General features: G+C 44.8%; 26 protein-coding genes. 24 read left to right on the forward strand and 2 right to left on the reverse strand.

The window, feature by feature from the left end; translation table 11 throughout:
• Positions 1 to 40: 40 nt before the first annotated feature.
• The 18 genes from ACT89M_RS08375 to ACT89M_RS08460 all read left to right on the forward strand — a co-directional run bounded on the left by ACT89M_RS08375 (position 41) and on the right by ACT89M_RS08460 (position 12,419).
• A complete protein-coding gene (locus ACT89M_RS08375; RefSeq protein ID WP_308722157.1) occupies positions 41 to 592 on the forward strand; it encodes a GNAT family N-acetyltransferase in 552 nt (183 codons plus the stop codon).
• Between the two features lie 50 nt (positions 593 to 642).
• Positions 643 to 1,287, forward strand: a complete 645-nt coding sequence (locus ACT89M_RS08380; RefSeq protein WP_308722156.1) for a Type 1 glutamine amidotransferase-like domain-containing protein — start codon at positions 643 to 645, stop codon at positions 1,285 to 1,287.
• Positions 1,288 to 1,305: 18 nt separating this feature from the next.
• Positions 1,306 to 2,199, forward strand: coding sequence for a PhzF family phenazine biosynthesis isomerase (locus ACT89M_RS08385; RefSeq protein ID WP_308722155.1), 894 nt, complete (start codon positions 1,306 to 1,308; stop codon positions 2,197 to 2,199).
• Positions 2,200 to 2,225: 26 nt separating this feature from the next.
• Positions 2,226 to 2,990, forward strand: a complete 765-nt coding sequence (locus tag ACT89M_RS08390) for an aminoglycoside adenylyltransferase domain-containing protein (RefSeq protein WP_221786913.1) — start codon at positions 2,226 to 2,228, stop codon at positions 2,988 to 2,990.
• A 15-nt stretch (positions 2,991 to 3,005) separates the two neighbouring features.
• On the forward strand, positions 3,006 to 3,278 hold the full coding sequence (locus tag ACT89M_RS08395) for a hypothetical protein (protein ID WP_145328782.1): 273 nt from the start codon (positions 3,006 to 3,008) through the stop codon (positions 3,276 to 3,278).
• 29 nt (positions 3,279 to 3,307) lie between these two features.
• Positions 3,308 to 4,189, forward strand: a complete 882-nt coding sequence (locus ACT89M_RS08400) for a GNAT family N-acetyltransferase (RefSeq protein WP_154982946.1) — start codon at positions 3,308 to 3,310, stop codon at positions 4,187 to 4,189.
• 20 nt (positions 4,190 to 4,209) lie between these two features.
• Positions 4,210 to 4,806 (forward strand): HD domain-containing protein, encoded by a 597-nt coding sequence (locus ACT89M_RS08405; RefSeq protein WP_221786911.1) that lies wholly within the window; start codon positions 4,210 to 4,212, stop codon positions 4,804 to 4,806.
• A 45-nt stretch (positions 4,807 to 4,851) separates the two neighbouring features.
• Positions 4,852 to 5,304, forward strand: coding sequence for an NUDIX hydrolase (locus ACT89M_RS08410; protein WP_154982947.1), 453 nt, complete (start codon positions 4,852 to 4,854; stop codon positions 5,302 to 5,304).
• Positions 5,305 to 5,402: 98 nt separating this feature from the next.
• Positions 5,403 to 6,191 carry a hypothetical protein gene (locus tag ACT89M_RS08415; protein WP_221786909.1) on the forward strand — a complete coding sequence of 263 codons (789 nt, stop codon included), beginning with the start codon at positions 5,403 to 5,405 and terminating at the stop codon, positions 6,189 to 6,191.
• A gap of 49 nt (positions 6,192 to 6,240) precedes the next feature.
• Positions 6,241 to 6,909, forward strand: a complete 669-nt coding sequence (locus ACT89M_RS08420) for a zinc dependent phospholipase C family protein (RefSeq protein WP_308722154.1) — start codon at positions 6,241 to 6,243, stop codon at positions 6,907 to 6,909.
• Complete coding sequence (locus ACT89M_RS08425; protein WP_154887034.1) at positions 6,906 to 7,355, forward strand: YhfM domain-containing protein; 450 nt, start codon at positions 6,906 to 6,908, stop codon at positions 7,353 to 7,355. The genes ACT89M_RS08420 and ACT89M_RS08425 overlap by 4 nt, the downstream gene beginning before the upstream one ends.
• Before the next feature lie 40 nt (positions 7,356 to 7,395).
• Positions 7,396 to 7,977 (forward strand): GNAT family N-acetyltransferase, encoded by a 582-nt coding sequence (locus ACT89M_RS08430; RefSeq protein ID WP_154887032.1) that lies wholly within the window; start codon positions 7,396 to 7,398, stop codon positions 7,975 to 7,977.
• A 139-nt stretch (positions 7,978 to 8,116) separates the two neighbouring features.
• Complete coding sequence (locus ACT89M_RS08435; RefSeq protein ID WP_253495975.1) at positions 8,117 to 8,647, forward strand: PH domain-containing protein; 531 nt, start codon at positions 8,117 to 8,119, stop codon at positions 8,645 to 8,647.
• Entirely contained in the window at positions 8,644 to 10,230 is a 1,587-nt protein-coding gene (locus tag ACT89M_RS08440) for a PH domain-containing protein (protein WP_308722152.1), read from the forward strand. Before ACT89M_RS08435 ends, ACT89M_RS08440 begins: the two co-directional genes overlap by 4 nt.
• 25 nt (positions 10,231 to 10,255) lie before the next feature.
• Positions 10,256 to 10,618, forward strand: a complete 363-nt coding sequence (locus ACT89M_RS08445) for a DUF3139 domain-containing protein (protein WP_154887027.1) — start codon at positions 10,256 to 10,258, stop codon at positions 10,616 to 10,618.
• A 21-nt stretch (positions 10,619 to 10,639) separates the two neighbouring features.
• Entirely contained in the window at positions 10,640 to 11,425 is a 786-nt protein-coding gene (locus ACT89M_RS08450) for a Cof-type HAD-IIB family hydrolase (RefSeq protein WP_308722151.1), read from the forward strand.
• A 115-nt stretch (positions 11,426 to 11,540) separates the two neighbouring features.
• Positions 11,541 to 11,711 (forward strand): YHYH domain-containing protein, encoded by a 171-nt coding sequence (locus ACT89M_RS08455; protein ID WP_154887023.1) that lies wholly within the window; start codon positions 11,541 to 11,543, stop codon positions 11,709 to 11,711.
• 45 nt (positions 11,712 to 11,756) lie between these two features.
• Entirely contained in the window at positions 11,757 to 12,419 is a 663-nt protein-coding gene (locus tag ACT89M_RS08460) for an HAD family hydrolase (RefSeq protein WP_253495968.1), read from the forward strand.
• A 6-nt stretch (positions 12,420 to 12,425) separates the two neighbouring features.
• Here the strand turns inward: ACT89M_RS08460 and ACT89M_RS08465 are convergent, their stop codons facing one another.
• On the reverse strand, positions 12,426 to 13,583 hold the full coding sequence (locus ACT89M_RS08465; protein ID WP_154887019.1) for a glycosyltransferase family 4 protein: 1,158 nt from the start codon (positions 13,581 to 13,583) through the stop codon (positions 12,426 to 12,428).
• 179 nt (positions 13,584 to 13,762) lie between these two features.
• Here ACT89M_RS08465 and ACT89M_RS08470 point away from each other — a divergent pair, with 179 nt between their 5' ends.
• Positions 13,763 to 14,332, forward strand: a complete 570-nt coding sequence (locus ACT89M_RS08470; RefSeq protein ID WP_154887017.1) for a DMP19 family protein — start codon at positions 13,763 to 13,765, stop codon at positions 14,330 to 14,332.
• Positions 14,333 to 14,351: 19 nt separating this feature from the next.
• Entirely contained in the window at positions 14,352 to 14,633 is a 282-nt protein-coding gene (locus ACT89M_RS08475) for a hypothetical protein (protein WP_154887015.1), read from the forward strand.
• 72 nt (positions 14,634 to 14,705) lie between these two features.
• On the opposite strand, the gene ACT89M_RS08480 is transcribed toward ACT89M_RS08475, so the two are convergent.
• A complete protein-coding gene (locus tag ACT89M_RS08480; RefSeq protein WP_090922083.1) occupies positions 14,706 to 15,479 on the reverse strand; it encodes a sporulation protein in 774 nt (257 codons plus the stop codon).
• A 163-nt stretch (positions 15,480 to 15,642) separates the two neighbouring features.
• Here ACT89M_RS08480 and ACT89M_RS08485 point away from each other — a divergent pair, with 163 nt between their 5' ends.
• From ACT89M_RS08485 to ACT89M_RS08500, 4 genes are all read left to right on the forward strand, one after another.
• Positions 15,643 to 16,320 carry a class I SAM-dependent methyltransferase gene (locus ACT89M_RS08485; RefSeq protein ID WP_154887013.1) on the forward strand — a complete coding sequence of 226 codons (678 nt, stop codon included), beginning with the start codon at positions 15,643 to 15,645 and terminating at the stop codon, positions 16,318 to 16,320.
• Between the two features lie 20 nt (positions 16,321 to 16,340).
• Entirely contained in the window at positions 16,341 to 16,883 is a 543-nt protein-coding gene (locus ACT89M_RS08490) for a GNAT family N-acetyltransferase (protein ID WP_154887012.1), read from the forward strand.
• Between the two features lie 69 nt (positions 16,884 to 16,952).
• Positions 16,953 to 17,477 (forward strand): YfiT family bacillithiol transferase, encoded by a 525-nt coding sequence (locus tag ACT89M_RS08495; RefSeq protein ID WP_090922087.1) that lies wholly within the window; start codon positions 16,953 to 16,955, stop codon positions 17,475 to 17,477.
• A gap of 172 nt (positions 17,478 to 17,649) precedes the next feature.
• Complete coding sequence (locus ACT89M_RS08500) at positions 17,650 to 18,033, forward strand: VOC family protein (RefSeq protein WP_154887009.1); 384 nt, start codon at positions 17,650 to 17,652, stop codon at positions 18,031 to 18,033.
• The last annotated feature ends 93 nt before the right edge of the window (positions 18,034 to 18,126 follow it).

Here is an 18,126-nt window from a genome sequence, read left to right on the forward strand (position 1 = left end):
GTTATATCGCTATCCTTGGAGAGGAGAACTAGGCACTAGTATGGAAATCGTCGGACAACAGATTCGGATCAGTAGCTTAAACGAGCAGGATATGGATTTTATATGCAAACTGGAATGTGATACAAGCTTGTGGAATTATGAAGAGAGTGTGGAAACGAAGGAAGAGGATGTAAAGGAGAAGTACCGGAGTCACTTCCACGTTGAGGGCGAGACACCGTATGCGTATGATTTTGTTATCCGTCGCTTGAATGATGCCAGTGATACACCAGTGGGCATCGTTCAGATGTGGAGTTACGTTGATTTTCGCAAAAGCTGGGAGATTGGTTTCGCAGTGCTGCCTGAATATGCAGGACAGGGGTACGGAAGCGAGGCGACCCGGTTATTACTGCAATTTGCATTTAACGAGTTACAAGCACACAAAGTCGTAGGCATGTGTAATGCCGAGAATGTAAAATCAGCGGCTTTAATGCAACATGTAGGCATGACAAGAGAAGCCATTTTCAAGGAAGAGTTATGGTGGCGGAATAAGTGGACGGACCAGTGTTTTTTCTCCATTTTGGACAGCGAGTTTAAGAAGCATGGAATGGACTAAGACAGCAGTAATCTAAGACACGTCCTAATACAAGATGAGGGGTTAATCTAATGGCACAGCGTAAACTGGTTTTGCTTAGCGATCTGTATTTTGAACCCCATGATGAACTGAATGAGAGAATTCGAAGCTTGTTTCAGCACAAAAAGCCCTCAATCGGTTACATCCCTTCCTGTTCCGACCCACAGCGCATTTATGTCGAGCACACTCGGCGTTTTTATCGCCAGTTTGAGATGGAAGATGTGCAGTATTATGATCTCGATACCGAGTATGAGAAAAGCATGCTGGACTCTCTTTTCGAATGTGACGCGATTCATTTATCTGGCGGGAATACGTTTTATTTTCTAAGTTTGTTACAGCAACGAAATAGGATTGAACAGCTACGTTCTTACATTAGTGACGGTGGTATTTTGATTGGGGTTAGCGCGGGCAGTATCCTGATGACACCTACGATTCAAATAGCTGGATACGGTGAGGATGCAGACGAGAATCATATCGGTTTGACCGATTTACAGGCCCTTGCTCTTGTAGATTTCGAGTTTGCACCCCATTGGGATCGTTCCGAAGAGATGATGCAATCATTCAGAGAATACGCTCAAAATTATCAAACCAAAGTATATGCGTGCCCGGATGGTGGGGCTGTTGTTGTTGAAAATGAATCACTTGAATTATACGGCGGGGCAACTCCTGCTTTGTAAAGAGAGGATGAAGAGTAGATGCGTGCTATCCAAGTGTACCACTATGAAGCTTTTTCAAGCATTCCAGGCAAGGGCAACCCGGCGGGCGTTGTTTTTGAAACAGATCATCTGAGTGAAGTTACAATGCAACAGATTGCTCATGCTGTCGGTTTTAATGAGACGGTATTTGTATTGAAGTCTGAAAAAGCCGATGTCCGGTTGCGTTATTTCACTCCGGGTCACGAGATTAATCTGTGTGGTCATGCGACCATGGCGGCAATGTATGGACTTAAGACACGTGATGTACTACAAGGAAAAGACTCTATCACGATTGAAACGAACGTAGGTATATTACCAATTCAGTTTGAACAACAAAGTGACACCTGGTTGATGGAGATGAAGCAGGACCAGCCACGGTTTGTTCCCTTTCAAGGCGATGTAGAAAAGCTTGCTAAGTCTATTCATCTGACAACGGATGATTTGGACATGAATATGCCTACCGTATACGGAAGTACGGGTACGTGGACGTTATTAATTCCGATTCGTCGTTTAGATGCATTTGTTAAAATGAAACCGGATCCTTCTCAGTTCCCGGACATTTTATCTGAAAATCCCAAGTCATCCTTACATCCCTTCTGCTTCGAAACTCGCGATGCAGATGCTCTGATGCATGCAAGGCATTTCTCTTCGCCATACTCAGGTACAACGGAAGACCCGGTGACGGGCACCGCTTCAGGCGTGATGGGAGCCTATTATTTAACGTATGTGAATCAGGAGATTCACGAGGTTGATTTTACAGTAGAGCAAGGGCATGAGATTGGTAGAGATGGCAAGGTCCAAGTGAACGTACGCCGGGAGCAAGAGGGGATGGATGTCCGAATCAAGGGCACGGCTGTTTATGTTCGGGAGATGAAGGTGGAAATAGACAGTTGAGGTTCTGACAGAAGGAGAGAGTCAAGGTGAATGAAAAGACCATATTGAGCAGGCTCATCGAAGTATTAAAGGAAGAGTTAACCGACGCGTTAACAGGCGTGTATTTACATGGCTCCATGGCGATGGGATGTTTCCATCCGCTGCAGAGTGATATCGATATTTTAGTTGTATGTAGAGAGAAAAGGTCCTCTGAGAGTTACCGCAGAATCGCCGACCAACTGATACGTATAGAAGATGAAATGCATATTCCGAAAGGGTTTGAGATTAGTATTGTACTAGAGTCAGCTGTAACACGTGGTCAATACCCTACACCTTTTGAGTTTCATTATTCTGCATATCACCGGGAGAAGTACAGAAATGATCCTGATTATCTCTGCGGTGGTCATGAAGACCCGGATGTGGTTGCACATATGGCGGTGATCTATGATCGAGGTATTGTGCTGTATGGCAAGCCGATCAAGGAACTGTTCCAGCCGGCGAACCGCGAGCATGTCATCCAATCCATTGCATCTGATGCAAGTTCAGCCTTGGAAGAAATCGTAGACAATTCGGTCTATTATGTTTTAACTTTGTCACGCGTGCTGTTGTATATTCAGGAATCAGTGATTCACTCCAAGCGAGAGGCTGGAGAGCGTGCGGTGGCAGAAGCATTGCCTGAACATCAGGAACTTATCTCCCAATGTTTGGCTAAGTACAACGGGGAACGTGAATCGGTCAATGTGGAACATACACGTTTAAGAGATTATGCCGAATATATGCTCAAACAAATTCAAGAAGCTATGCAGGCTTAAAGGAGAACTTGATATATGAAAGAATCACAACGGATCAAATGGGAGAAACAATTACAGCAAGGAAAAAGGCATCATATCCTGGTGCGCGGCGTTTTGGGCTGGGGTTTGCCTTTGGCTTTTCTGTATACCTTGGTGATGACCTCGTGGAGCGGACAAAGTTTAACCCTGAATGGTGAGTTTTATGTAAACTTACTGACGGCACTTGTGTTGTTTCCAGCTGCTGGCATCTGGTATGGTGCCTGGACGTGGAAAATCCTGAAAATGAAAGTCGAGCAAGGCAGAAGGTAGAGCGGTGAGGTGAAGAAAGGATTGAGTACATGATTACTGAGCTGGAGGCTTCTGAATTTCACAAAATAAAACATCTAACCAATGCCTGTCGCAATATGGAGGTCAAAGCAGTGGCATCAGGCATGAACCCGGGACGGGTCTATGTCGACGATACCCTCAATCCTCAAGCGGCGCTTGTATGGGTTCAGGGGCAATCCGGTTATCAGCTAATTGGTGATTTTCAGAATGAAGTGTTCCGAAGTGAACTCCGAGAGTACATGGAGACACAGATTTATCCCACATTAGCATCATTACAAATTTCTGACGTAGAGATTGGCGTAGAAGATAGTCGGTGGGAAGCGGTACTTGAGCATATGGCTGGCCCGAGTGAACTGAACGATGATACACAGCATGTGTATCTGCTAAACCCAACGGATGAAAGAATAGAGCGAACAGAGAAAATAAAGAGTGCCAAGCGCTCATCTTCCTCTAGAATGCTTATACAACCAGTCGAGGGAACACAGGTTATTATAATAGACGAAGTACTTTTGAAAGACGATAGGTTGAATAATCTTTCTTTTGTCACATATAAGATCAAGCATTTCTGGACAAACGTAGATGCTTTTTTGAAACATGGTGTTGGCTATGTTGTTACTCGCGAGGAAGAGATTGTGTGCATATGTATTTCTGCTTTTGTCGATGGAAACACACATGCCATTGATATTGAAACATTGGAAGGTCATCGTAAGCGAAATTATGCTGCCTTGGCTGCTCAAGCGTATATGAACGAATGTAACGATAGAGGCATCCGTCCCTATTGGGATTGCTCTCCGGATAACATAGGTTCGATCCGTTTAGCACAAGGTGCAGGTTTATCTCTGGATTTTAACTATCAGGTCTATTGGTACAGCATTTCAGAGTGTATGCGTTAGTAATTGAAGGGGGTAAGAGCGTGGATGAGACACTAGAGTCACAGGTCCAGTTTCTGATTGAAATAGACAAGCTGAAAACGATTGAACGAAGAACACGAATTATCCATGGCGAACGGCTCGAGAATGATGCAGAACATTCTTGGCATCTAGCCATGATGGCATTCATATTGCATGGTCATGCTAACAAGGAAATCGACATGCTTAAAGTAATCAAGATGTTACTTGTTCATGACCTTGTTGAAATTGATGCCGGTGATACCTTTGCGTATGACACCCAAGGAAACACAGATAAACATGAACGAGAGCTTAAAGCCGCAAACCGATTATTTGGTATGTTGCCAGAAGACCAAGCCGAAGAACTGTTAAGTCTGTGGATGGAGTTCGAGACCAAAGAGACACCGGAGGCCAGGTTTGCTTCTTCCATGGATCGGTTGCAGCCGATCATTCATAATCATCAGAATGAAGGTGATACATGGCAGAAATATAACATTACGAGTGATCAGGTATTAAATCGTAATGCCGAAATTGCAAATGGGTCAGCAACGCTGTGGAAGTATACACAACAAATCGTACAAGATTCGGTAGATCAGGGGATATTGAAACAATCCGGTTCCTAAGTAAACGGGGGCTGTTTTAACTACATTTGGACTCAGGAGGCTAACATGGGGTACATCATGGATTTACGAAAATTGGTAGGCACACGTCCCTTGATCATGGCAGGTTCATGTGTACTGGTGTTTAACGAGCAGGGTCACCTGCTACTCCAGAAACGAACAGATAGCTTGGATTGGGGTACCATTGGCGGTTCGCTTGAACCGGGTGAATCATTGGAAGAGACTGCTGCGCGTGAACTATATGAAGAAGCTGGTCTGCGAGCAGAGGCATATAAGCTGATTACCATATTTTCGGGTCAGGATATGTATTACCGTTATCCACATGGAGATGAGGTATACAATGTCATGGCAATCTATGAAGCAGGCGGCATTACGGGCAGTCCAACGGTGATGGATGATGAAGGGTTAGAGCTCAGGTACTTCGACTTGACTCAGCCGATTCCGGATATCAATCCATTCACCAAATATGTGCTGTCCAAAGCGGGATATATCAAAAGCTAGGAGGAGTTTCGCACAACATTATCATTTTTCTCTCAGTGATTTACGGATACTGATTTAGTATGATAATAGTATCATTTTGCAAAGAGAGAGGGTTAGACATGGATACATTTTTGCAGCAAATTAACGAGTTAAATGAGCTTCAGATCGAGCTGGTCAGCCTGCATCCTTTTTTTGCAGAACACCATCCGGTTGTTGTAGCACACGAATCATTGTTATATATCTATGATTATTCATCTGTATCCGGGCAATACGAATGGGTCAAAACCGTACCGGACGACCTATATATTCCTGATGACTGCCTCGGCGCAATGCCTGTACATCATATGAACGATCGGATGTGCGCGATTGTGACCGCTTCTGTTTTCAAAGATTTAGAGCAGAAGGTTTTTCTGTTCCATGAATACGTGCATTGTTCTGTCTATGGAAAATACGAGGAACGAATCGTTGACCGGATGCAGATTAAACATAAAATGACCCAGTTGAGGCGTGTAACCTGGGAGATCGATTACGAATTCCCGTACGAAGATGAGATTGTTGCTGGGCGAATTGAATCTCTTCTATCTGCGTTGAAAAGTGAGAATTTACAGCAAATTCAGGTGGCGCGAACGGCATTGTTCCAATCTCTTACAGAAGAGCAAGCGGAATATTGGAGCTGGCTGGAATGGAATGAAGGAGCAGCAAGGTATATCGAGAATTTGATTCGAGCCAAGTATGAATTGCAGCCTAATCATTATGGCGATACAGCACCTTTTAACCGCCTCGTATTTTACGAGTGTGGATCGGAATATATCCGTTTGCTGGTGAAGGATCAGCCTGCGTATCATACGGATCTGGAAAAGTTGTTTGACCGGATGCAGGACGAGAGACTGGCAGGTTTGGTGAGCTAACGAGAGATTATATATAACCATTCCTTCAATGGAAAAAGGAGATCGGTCTATGCCTCTGCCTATGGTGCATTTAAGTGTAGCCCATCGATTGGCTGATACGTTGCCTGAACCACTGGACCTGGGAGCATTTTATCTCGGAAATATTGCGCCAGATGCCATTCATATGCGTGAAGGCACAACAAGGGACGACAAGCAGTATACTCATTTTTATCCTGAGCAAGAAGACAATTATACCGGACGTCTCCAGAAGTTTTATGGTGATTACATCAGCGAGCGCAAGAGTGAAGGCTGGACTTCCTTTGTCACTGGTTACTTCATGCATGTGATGACGGATTATTACTGGTTTCGAAGTGTGTATCCCGCATTCGAGGAACAGGTTCGTGAGCAAGACCAGTGTGAGGGAGCCGTGCGAACCAAGGAAGACCTGGCCCGTTTATATTACAAGGAGACGGATCAGATTGATTTTAATCTGTATCGCACCATGAATTGGAGCGAAGAAGTATGGTCGGCCTTAAATAACTCGTCAGGGTACGAGATGGCAGATCGTTTAACAGCAGATGAGATCATACGCTGGCGTGATCGCACGTTTTCTTTTTTACATGGGGAAGCGCCGGGCATTATTCCGTGTTACATTACCGAAGAGGTTGTACGAGCTTTTGTCCAAAAAACAGTCCCACGTTTAAACGACTTATTAGCTGAATGGGAGGCCGCTAGGTGAGACATATCGGAATGTTGCTTCTATTCTTCAGCGTCATATTCATTGCAGCGTGCGGTGGCAACAATTCGAGTGATGTGGGCTCCAAAGAGGCTGAGGAACTAGAACAGAGCGAAGGGATTCCTACGTTAATCACGTTATCTTGTAATCAGGCTCACTTCTCTAAAACGTGCCGCGATGTAGAATTTGACCGCGCTGACGAGATTCAAATCGTGACCGAAGCCATATTCAGTGCCGAGCGTATGCAGGGGATGCTTGATTATTCTGCTGAATACACGATGAACATCACATACACAGACGGTTCCGTCACTCGGTATGATCTGTCACTGGGTACAGATCCTAAATCGCAAGGTTTGCTTGTAAACCAAAAGGATACGACGACTGGATATACGATCCCTCTAGAGAACGCGAATCAACTGAGACAAATCATTCAGCGCCGTACTGACTAAATGGAGCGAAGAGATCAACAACATGAATACAGGCTTATAGATGAATGGAGATGCAGGCAAGTTGATAACAATCGGAACACTGACGGCAGCAGATGTGGATGGAGCATATCATATTTTTGAGACAACGATTCCAGAGGCATACCGTCAGGAAGGGATCGGATCACTTCTGGATGAAATTCTGGAAGAGATCGAACATAAAAAGACTATAGTACAATCTGTTTTGCAACATGAATCTGATCTTGAACCAACGATAACAAGTCCCTTTTTCTTTGTTGCCCGAAAAGAAGATAAGGTCGTAGGTACGATCTCATATGGGCCTTGCGGGAAAGTCGTTCAGGAATGCACCAACCATCGTCTGGATCACGTTGGAACGCTGGGCTCACTGTATGTTTTACCTGAACTGCAGGGCCAGGGGATTGCTTCTGCGCTTATCGCGGCATTGGTCACCGAACTACAGAAGCGGGGGATTACCCAATTTTGTCTGGACAGTGGTTATCGAATTGCACAGCAGAAGTGGCGGCGGAAGTTTGGAGAGCCGTATGTTGTGACGAAGGACTACTGGGGTGAAGGAAGCGAAAATATGGTATGGTTGTGTGAAGTGCAGGATTTTGCTGGAAAATAAACGAAAACAAAAGATGACCCCCCCTGCACGTGAACAGGAGTCATCTTTTTTTATTTCTTTTATCTTACTGCATCGATACATACGCATCATCGTAAAGTATATTGACCAAAAAAGACATGAGAGAGGAGAGAACAACAACATGTCAGAAACAACAGATATGGCAGTAACAACTGGAACAGAGGAATGGAGCACGCCGCAACAGAAGCTTTCCCCTCATGCCATAAGGTTGTGGAGAGTTAGCGCGATCCTCTACAACGTCATTGGCTTTGTGGTGTTGGCAGCGTTGCTTATACTGGACTCCGTCTATGATTGGAGGCCGTGGATCGGCTGGATTTTATGGGGAGTCACGGTTATATCCGCAGGTTATGCTGTGTGGGATATATTTTTGCAGCCCGTGTTGTTGTATCGATATTGGTTTTATGGCGTTAACGCAGAGTTTGTGCAATTGAAGCATGGGGCATTGAACAAGGTGCACCAAGTCATTCCGATGGCCAAGGTGCAATCCGTATCAACGAATCAGGGGCCATTGATGAGAAAATACGGACTATACTCGGTGTCCATCGGAACGATGGGTTCATCTCATCATATACCGGCCTTGCCAGAAGATGTGGCATATGCGCTGCGTAACCAGATTGCGGATTATGCCCGGATTAACGAGGTGGATGAATGACGGAGATGAAACGGCATCATGCACTCAGCTTGTTGTGGAGTTTGGGTAATCTGCTTAAAAGTACATTTGCCTTTATTCTGTTTTTATTCGTATTTCGTGCAGGATCAGATCAGGCATGGGTCTTCTATGCACGGATGATTTTTTATATTGGTATTTCAATCGCACTGTTCTCTATCGTCTGGAAATGGTTCACAACACGTTATTCAGCCGATGAAAAAGCTTTCCATATCTACACGGGAGCATTCAGTCGAACCCGCAGAACGATCCCGTATACGAAAGTACAAAATGTGAGCCGACATACGAGCTTTGTTCATCGTTTATTCGGAGTAACCTCTATACGCTTCGAAACGGGGATCAAGGGTGATGATGCGACGTTTCAGCTACAGGTCGTTTCGGTTTCTGAAGCAGAACAGTTAGAAAAGCGGGTAGCCCGTCATTTATCCGAGGACCAAGCTACAGTTGAAGGAATTATGGATGATGAGCAGGATGCAAAGGATGAGAAAAGTCTACTTGCAGAGCAGTATACCGAAACTGAAGAACAAGCAGGCAGTGACTCAAGCGCCAATGCCAATAACAATGACACAGGAATTAAAGGCACATTCGAACACGTCGTTCACTACCGTTCTACGCGCAAAGATGTGTTCAAAGCTTCGTTTACTTCACTTAGTTTTCTGGTGTTGATCCCGATCTTGGGTTCCTTGTACTCAACCGTGAAGGATTTCTTCCCAGACGAAACCGTAACCGAAAGCCTTGTGTTAACCTGGCTTGAATCATGGTGGGTGACGAGCCTGGTCATTCTGCTTTTGATCCTTGTATCTGTCGGGCTTGGAATTGTGCGTACCTTTGTGAAATATGGAGATTTTCAGATCACGTCCGATGACAAGCGAATTTATATTACAAAGGGCATGCTGGAGAAGACGTCGTTCTCGATCCAGAAAGATCGTGTACAGGCCGTCAAGATTACACAGTCCCTGATGAAAAGATTGCTAGGTCTTGCCGAGGTAGAACTTACAACCGCAGGCAGTTTGGGTGAAGCTAGCCAGGAGGTTAACACATTATATCCCTTTTTACCTGTGAGGGAGGCCTATCGCATCATTGAAGAAATGCTGCCTTCCTACCATGTGACGGAGGAAATGCAGAAGCTGCCTCGGAAAGCGTTATGGTTACGGTTACTTAAACCAAACTGGTTATGGATCATCGTCACGGGTGTGCTAGCATACTTCAAACCGGTTTTGTTCGGCATGGAACAGACATGGTGGATGATTTCGCTACTGTTGTTCGTGTGGATTACAACGTGTAGGGTGATCAATTTTTATCATACGCGGTATGCACTGAACGATCAGTTCATTCAGTTTCGCTCAGGTGCGCTGACTTCGACGCTGTTTCTGTCCAAACGGGAAAAGGTCATTGAAATCAAGATTACTCGTCATCCCTTGCAGCGCAAGTTAGGGCTGGCTTCCATCCATACCGTAAATCGCGCCAAACCTGTCATGCATCAATATGTTCACGATATACCGGATGATGTGGCTGGCACATTCCAGATGTGGTACATGAGGCGTTCCAACGAGGTACAGATCCGGTAGAAACGACAAGGGGACGTTAAGTAAAATGAGTAAAACTAAAAAGATTGTATCATGGACGATTGGCATTACGCTCATTGTATTGATTCTCACGCCGTTTATCTATGTAAAAGTCAACAAAATGATCTATGCACATCGTGTCACAACATATTTAACGGAGCAGAAACATTATTCTCCTGATGAGATTGAATCCGTAGAAGGCGTCTGGAGCGTAAAACTGCCACCCTTCCTTGCTGTAGTGAAGTTTAAGGATGAACCGGATGTGGAGTATATATATTTTGCACATAATGATGTGATTCAGTTTAGCCATCGCATTTCGGAAGAGGCGCAGAAGAGCGGTAAAACGAAATCAGACCTGAAGCATTTTGCGCCGACAGTCGACCAGCAGTAGAGGAGAAGAGGATGAGGGTTAATGAAAAAAGTAATAAAAGCTGTATTTTTGGATGTGGACGGTACGTTGCTTAGTGAACAAGATCGCAGTCTCTCCAAGTGTACCGAAGAGTCCATTTGCAGGTTAATCCAAAAAGGAATTCATATCATCCTTGTGACAGGCAGACCACATCATCTATGTGAAGAGTTTAAGCATCTTGGCATAGATACGGTTATTTCAGCTAATGGAGCTTTGGCTACTTGCCGTGGTGAAATCATTCATAAATCCATTCTTTCTTCAACCATGGTTAGGGAATTCAGTCATTTTGCTGATTCTCAGGGACATGCACTTTCCTACTTTACGGAGTCTTTTGGCATGAACGGAACTGGTCGGACGGATCATCATGTGATAGTTGCTCTTCGAGAGACACTTGGAATGATGGAATATGCGGAACAGATCATGACGCTCGATAAGGAAATATACTGTATGTGTTTATACGCAAATGAGGAGGAGACAAACCGATATAAAGAACAGTTTCCTTATTTACGATTTGTACGATTCCATCCGTACGTTTGCAATGTGCTAGAAGCGGGTGAAGTCAGTAAATCTGTAGCGGCTCAGAAAGTTCTAACTCACCTAAATATACGCAGAGAGGATACGATGGCTTTTGGGGATGGAGAGAACGATATAGATCTACTAACTTATGCGGGCGTAGGTGTCGCTATGGGAAACGGTGGAGAGCGTGTTAAGCAAAGTGCGGACTGCGTCACGCTGAAAGCGAGTGAGGATGGAATAACTCATGCGTTGAGGCACTATAAGCTTATATAAAGGGACTTTAGTTGGAATAAGGGATATCCATATTGTGGATTTTTATGTAAAATGAAATGAAGTGAAGTGAGAAAGCCCTAAAGCATAGGGTGTCAAAAGAAAGGTGAATTTTAATATGAAAAAAGGTTTTATACTCATTTTATCGCTGGTTATACTTATCGGTGTATCCTCTTCGGCGTATGCACATCCTGGTCGATTGGACAAAAACGGTGGACACAAGTGCTCCGCAAAATCGATTAAAAAAGGTCTGTGCACAGGCTATCATTATCATAAAAAGAAAAAGTAGTCTCTACTTCTCAATTAACTGAAGGAGAACGGAGGAACAAACTTCATGGATCGCATTAAAGCTGTCATTTTTGACTTGGACAACACGATTCTAAACCGGACAAGAACGTTTGAGGGTTTCACACAAAGTTTGATCAACACGTATTTTGGACACATGGAATCGACCGAACATATAAAGCAGCGGATCATCGAGCTCGACGAAGATGGTTATAAGGAGAAACCCCGGCTGTTCGACGAATTATTAGAAGAATTACCTTGGGCAGAACATCCTCCGCACGAAGAACTAATGGCATTCTACGGCCGGGAGTATGTGCGAAATTCGGTGCTCATGGATGAGGCAAGAGAAGTGGTACAGCATTTGAAAGGCCGTTATTTAATCGGTTTAATCACCAATGGTCAAACACATATTCAATATGGAAAGATTGATCAACTTGGCATTCGTGAGGATTATGATCACATCATTGTATCGGAAGAAGCAGGTGTGAAAAAGCCTGATCCGCGTATATTTCAATTAGCCCTTGATCATTTTGGTATAGAACCTGAGCAATGCCTCTACATCGGGGATCATCCGCTGAATGATATACAAGGGGCGGCCAAAGCAGGCATGAATACGATCTGGATGAAGGTAAACCAGCCTTGGCCTGAGATAGTTGAGACAACACCGCTACATACAATCCAGCAACTTCGAGAATTGAAAACCCTGCTCTAGCAAAATTTATGCCGTATAGATTTGACCTATCTTCCGTCTATGACGTTGCTGGGTGGCCTCTTCGTAATCTTCAATCAGGGTGTCAAAAATCTGCTCCCAGGAACGCTGTTCTGCAAGTTTCCGGCCTTCAAGTCCCATCTTTTTCAGCAATTCCGAAGAGTCGACTCGTAAGCCAATCTCTCTTATAAATGCGTCTACGTTACCCGGCTCAACAAGTATGCCGCTGTGTTGATGTACGACGAGGTCTTTGACTCCGCCGGCGTTAGCAGCCAGTACGGGAAGACCCGAGGCCATGGCTTCCAGCACAACATTGCCGAAGGTCTCTGTACAAGAAGGAAAGACAAACAGATCTGCTGATGCATACATCGATGCAAGCTCATCACCATGCAAATATCCGGTGAACGTAACATTGGCAGGCGCTTGCTGCTGCATCTTGGGAAGGGCAGGCCCATCACCGACAATGATCCAGTGAACATGGGCTTGTAGTTCTGCGGGCAATTGCTGCATCGTGGCTGTCAGGGTGGCTATATCTTTTTCCGGAGAGATGCGTCCAACGTAGAGCAGGATGAGAGGTGCGGTGATCTGATACCGTTCGCGAATGTTGGGGCTTCGTTTGCATGGAGAATAGAGGTTACAATCAATACCGCGAGACCAGAGCTTGAGCCGCTGAATCCCCTGAGCCTGTAAGGTGTACATCGTGTCTTGGGACGGAACGAATGTAGTATCACAGGTGCGATGAAACCACTTGATGTACTTCCAGTAGAGTGGAATGACACTTCCAAGCTTGTAATAATTGAGATAACGATCAAAGTGGGTGTGGTAAGAGAGGACGTGTGGAAGCTGGAACTTGAGTGCATATCTCAGGCCAAGTAGCCCCATGTTAAACGGTGTAGCGACATGAAGCAGATCAGGCTGAAATTCCTGTAGCTGTTTATAGGCGGTTACTCTGCTGGGAAAAGCGATTCTGCATTCGGGATACAGAAAAAAGGGGATATTGATTACGGAGCTTACGGGAGCTTCAACGTTTCCTTCCATGATGGATTGGGATGTAAACAGCAGATGTTCTATATTTCTGCGATTCAGATGGTTGCTTAGACGATGGAGTGTTCCTGCGACACCATTGGTTTCTGGAAGATAAGTATCTGTGAACAAGGCTAGACGCATCCTTACCCCTCCCTAAACTTGTGATGCCAAGATCATAACAGCGAATTATTTTCAATGAGTCAAATGCATGTTAACTTGGCGCGATTTCTTTTCTATACAGCATATTCTGGTATGATGGAGAGACGTGGCGGCGCAGATCATGACTACGCTATATAGAGAGATACAGGAGGACAAGTGAGATGAACAAGTTACAGGAAGAACTGGCGGAGTTGATGCCGCCTGCAGGCATCGAAGAGATGTCAGGTGAAGAAATCGTGGGCAGCATTGCGATGGATATGTACCGGGCTGAATTTGCCACGATTCGGGAACAAGTTTCAGAACTGCCTGTAGTAATACGAGATATTATGCTGATTATTGATCTGGATACGGAACTATCCATGAATGGATTGACCGGTTATTTGGAGAATGCCAGCGGCCTGCATCTGAGAGAGGTCATCGAAGCGTTAAACCGAAGTGGCAATGAGACAGATGCGATGATTTTGCATAAGGTGGAACAACTCTTGAAGGAACAAGGAATCACGCCAGAACAACTCAGAGAGAACGTGGAACGTCTGTCCGAACACGACATATCAACAAGTTTGCAGACACATGGGACACAGATCCATGAGTTATTACAGCAGGTAGAGCAGGAAGGTCAACATTTAAGCTTTCAAGCGGATAATGAAGAAGTTTTCGATTTGCTGTACCAGTATGTAGACGAGCATAAAGATGAATTAAAGCAGCAACTGGAGCAGTTTCTCGTTCTATAAGAATAAGGGGGAGAAATGAATGCGTCTGAACAAACGTGTGGGGATTGAAACCATTATCGTTAGCTTTATTTTCATACTTTTGTTAGTGGTTTGGAAAATAGCCCAAGGTATGTTTTTAACATTACAGCATGTCCCGCAAGGTACACCATTACAAACGTCTGGTGCGGCATCGCAAGTTGATTTTGGACATGCGGCAAGTGGAAGCGGTTTGATGATAACCCTAAGTGTTGGTGGTATATTCCTTTTGGCTATAGCGTACTATGTTGTTCGTTCTTATGTTGTGGGAAAAAACAAGAGATAAAGAGAGTAGCCCTTGGCATCAGATGGATACATAGCCGGGGGCTGCTCTCTTGATGTTTTGCATGTTCGTAGTCTATAGGTGCTCTGAAATAATCTCTTCCAAGCCTTGTGCGACGGAACGTGCACCACGCTCCAGATGTCTCTCGTGCAGTTGCAGGCGCACATAGGTCTCATCCGTGCCCATGGCTTCGGAGAGCATTCCGCTAAGTCCACGTGCACGACGGTCGATCTGGATCAACAGTTCCAAGGAATTCCCCATTGGATAGAAGAGAACTTCAAGTTCATCCAAATATCCGCGAAACTTGGTGGTCGGCACAAACTCAAACTCCTGTACAAACGGCAGATTGCCACCGAGCCTTGGGGCATAATCATTAGTTACTTCACGAAGTTTGAATCCCAGCATATCCATGGCATCCAGAACGATCTCCATCTCCCTGGAAGGCACAACATGAATAAGGTCTCGATCTGATGGGTCTACTGCGCTAGAGATGTCCAGTCCCGTTTCCACCCATACTTCCGCACGGTGTAGTGTAATCGGTAAATTTTCCGGTAGATCGAATTGAAAGCTCTTTTCCAGTTTTGTACCAGGCTGCAGGGTGAACCCCTCGGTGAGCAGATATTTGGCTACAACAGCCGTTTCCTTCACTTTGCGATCATTACTTTCCCGAATGTAGTGCGTTTTGATTAATAGATAAATCCGATCAACCTGCTGCTCCACACCTCCGCCCTCAATGTACACTATTCCCGAAAGAGTTCCTCCGGGCATAACTTCTGTTGTATGTAACTCCGTATTTACTTTTGCTGCACCTACACCAACACTGGCCAGCATTTTTTTGAAAAATGACATGTGAGCAACCTCCAGATTCATGGATTATTATGGGGGAATTATGATTTCGAGCATAATACGGACGATGAAATAGATGCGTTTCAATTTTTATAAGAACAGGGGAATCTGTATGGTCTCGCCCGAATGTTACTTTAGGATCAAAATTCCAGATAGGAGGATGTCTATGAGTATGGAGTGGTACGATATGATTGCACGACGTAATGGTGGATACAGAGCTCGGGCACAGTACATATGGGAGGGGAAGTCCACAGAAGAAATGTTCGAAGAGCGGCTGATCCAGTTACTGCCTGCGTATACATCGGTCCTTGATGCAGGCTGTGGACACGGTGACTTTACTCTTAAAATGGCGGCACATGCTACTCATATAACAGGGTTCGATAACTCGGAAGAGATGATTAAAATAGCGCAGGAGAGTTTGGAGTCCAGTGTCATTCAGAATGTGGATTTTATCTGTGCTACAACAAAAGAAGATTTGCCTTTTCAGGATGAACAATTCGGCTTGATCTATAATCGTAGAGGCCCCACATCCATTATTGAATACGGAAGACTTCTCCCTCAGGGAGGCCTGCTGTTTGGAATACATACGGATGTTACCAAGGTTCGTGAACGGTTGGAACGTAACCTTTACGAGCAGATTGAGATCGAAGAATATCATGAGGCACTTATGGTTTTTCCTGACGAAAATGAGTTTGCTCTCTTCCTTGCAGACGTTCCGGGTAACCCGGATTACACAAGCTCTGAGTTTCGTGAACAATTGCAAACCAAATTAAAGGAACATACGATTGATGGGAAAATAGCCGTTCGAGAGCATAAATATATATGGAAGGCTGTAAAAGCGTAAGGATTCGGGGAGGGGATGAAATGAATATCGTATATCAAGTGGGGAAATTGAAAGTTCGCCTGCTACAGACGGAGGATGAGCAGTTGCTAGTCCAATGGCTGTCTGACCCGGAGGTTCTACAGTATTACGAAGGCCGGGATCAGCCGCATGATCTGGAGCTTGTGAGAGCACATTTTTACAATCAGGATGATGAGGCTGCCCGTTGTATTGTAGAGTATGACGGGAGGCCAATCGGATACATTCAGTTCTATGAGCTGGAGACAGAGGAACGTGTGGAATATGGTTATGCTGACAATGGTGAGATCATCTATGGGACCGATCAGTTTATCGGGGAAACGGATTGCTGGAACAAGGGTATCGGCTCACAACTGGTGAAGTCTATGACAGCGTATTTGATTCAGGAGAAACATGCCCGGAGAGTGGTTATGGACCCGCAAGCGTGGAACGAACGTGCGTTATCTTGTTACGAGAAATGTGGTTTTAAAAGGGTTAAACAATTGCCACAGCATGAACTGCATGAAGGACAGATGAGAGATTGCTGGCTGATGGAGTACACTCTATAAAATAGCCCGGTAAGTGGTGTCGTGTTCATATGCAGTAAACAAATCCACAGGGATCATGGGGGAAATAAGATGGACTATAGATATCCAATTGGTCAGTTCACACATGAAGGTGAGATAACGCTGGCTCATAGGCAACAATGGATTCAAGATATTGCAGACCTGCCTAAGCGTGCGAGAGAAGCGGTAGAAGGATTGAATGAAGAGCAGCTAAGTCTGCCATACCGGGACGGAGGCTGGATGCTGAAACAGGTTATTCACCACATGGCAGATAGTCATATGAACAGTGTGATTCGCTTCAAGCTCGCTTTGACAGAAGATACGCCTACGATTCGCCCGTATTTTGAGGAACGCTGGGCCGAACTGAGCGATTCCAAGGATCTGGGTGTGGAGGTTTCACTGCATCTTCTGGATGCACTACATCGCCGCTGGTCGGCATTGCTATACGCGCTAACGGACGAAGACTATGCTAAAAAGTTCTATCATCCTGCATCCAAAGAAACGATGAGACTGGATCATTGTCTAGGATTGTATGCATGGCATGGCAAACATCATGTTGCCCAGATCACTTCACTTCGAGATCGACTGGGAATATAGAAAAGAAATTACAGCAAACTTTCCTCGCCGTATAGGTGGCATGAAACGTCAATTCAGCTGCTCTAAAATGTTTATCTTAAAATAGGACATGCATGTTATACTCAATTGGAATCTGAGGCAATCTAAGATTGAAGGAATACCGAGATAACTTGATTAGAGGAGTGGTTGGCACATGTTTAGCAAATTAGGCCAAGTTATGCTGTACGTCAATAACCAGGATGAATCTCTGGCTTTTTGGACGGAAGTAGCCGGGTTCCATATCGTGGATGAGGTTATTCTTGATGAAGGTATGCGGTGGATTGAGATCGCTCCTGCGAAAGATTCACAGACCAGCATCATTTTGCATGATAAAGAGGTCGTGGCACGTATGTCAGCCGGGGTAAATCTGGGCACACCTTCGTTGATGTTTTTCACCGATGACCTTGATCGGTTATATGCGGATTTGTCTGCTAAACATGTAACGGTTGGAGAGATTGTAGAGATGCCGACAGGGCGTGTCTTTAATTTTGCAGATAATGAGAAAAATTACTTTGCCGTGATGGAGCGCAAGGTCTAAAACGAAACGTATTTATAGTTTTAAACCGGTAATCTTATAACTGTAATTTCAAGCGGACAACATGCGATGTTGTTCGCTTTTTGTATGGGAAAA

The organism is Paenibacillus sp. NN59, assembly GCF_057597225.1.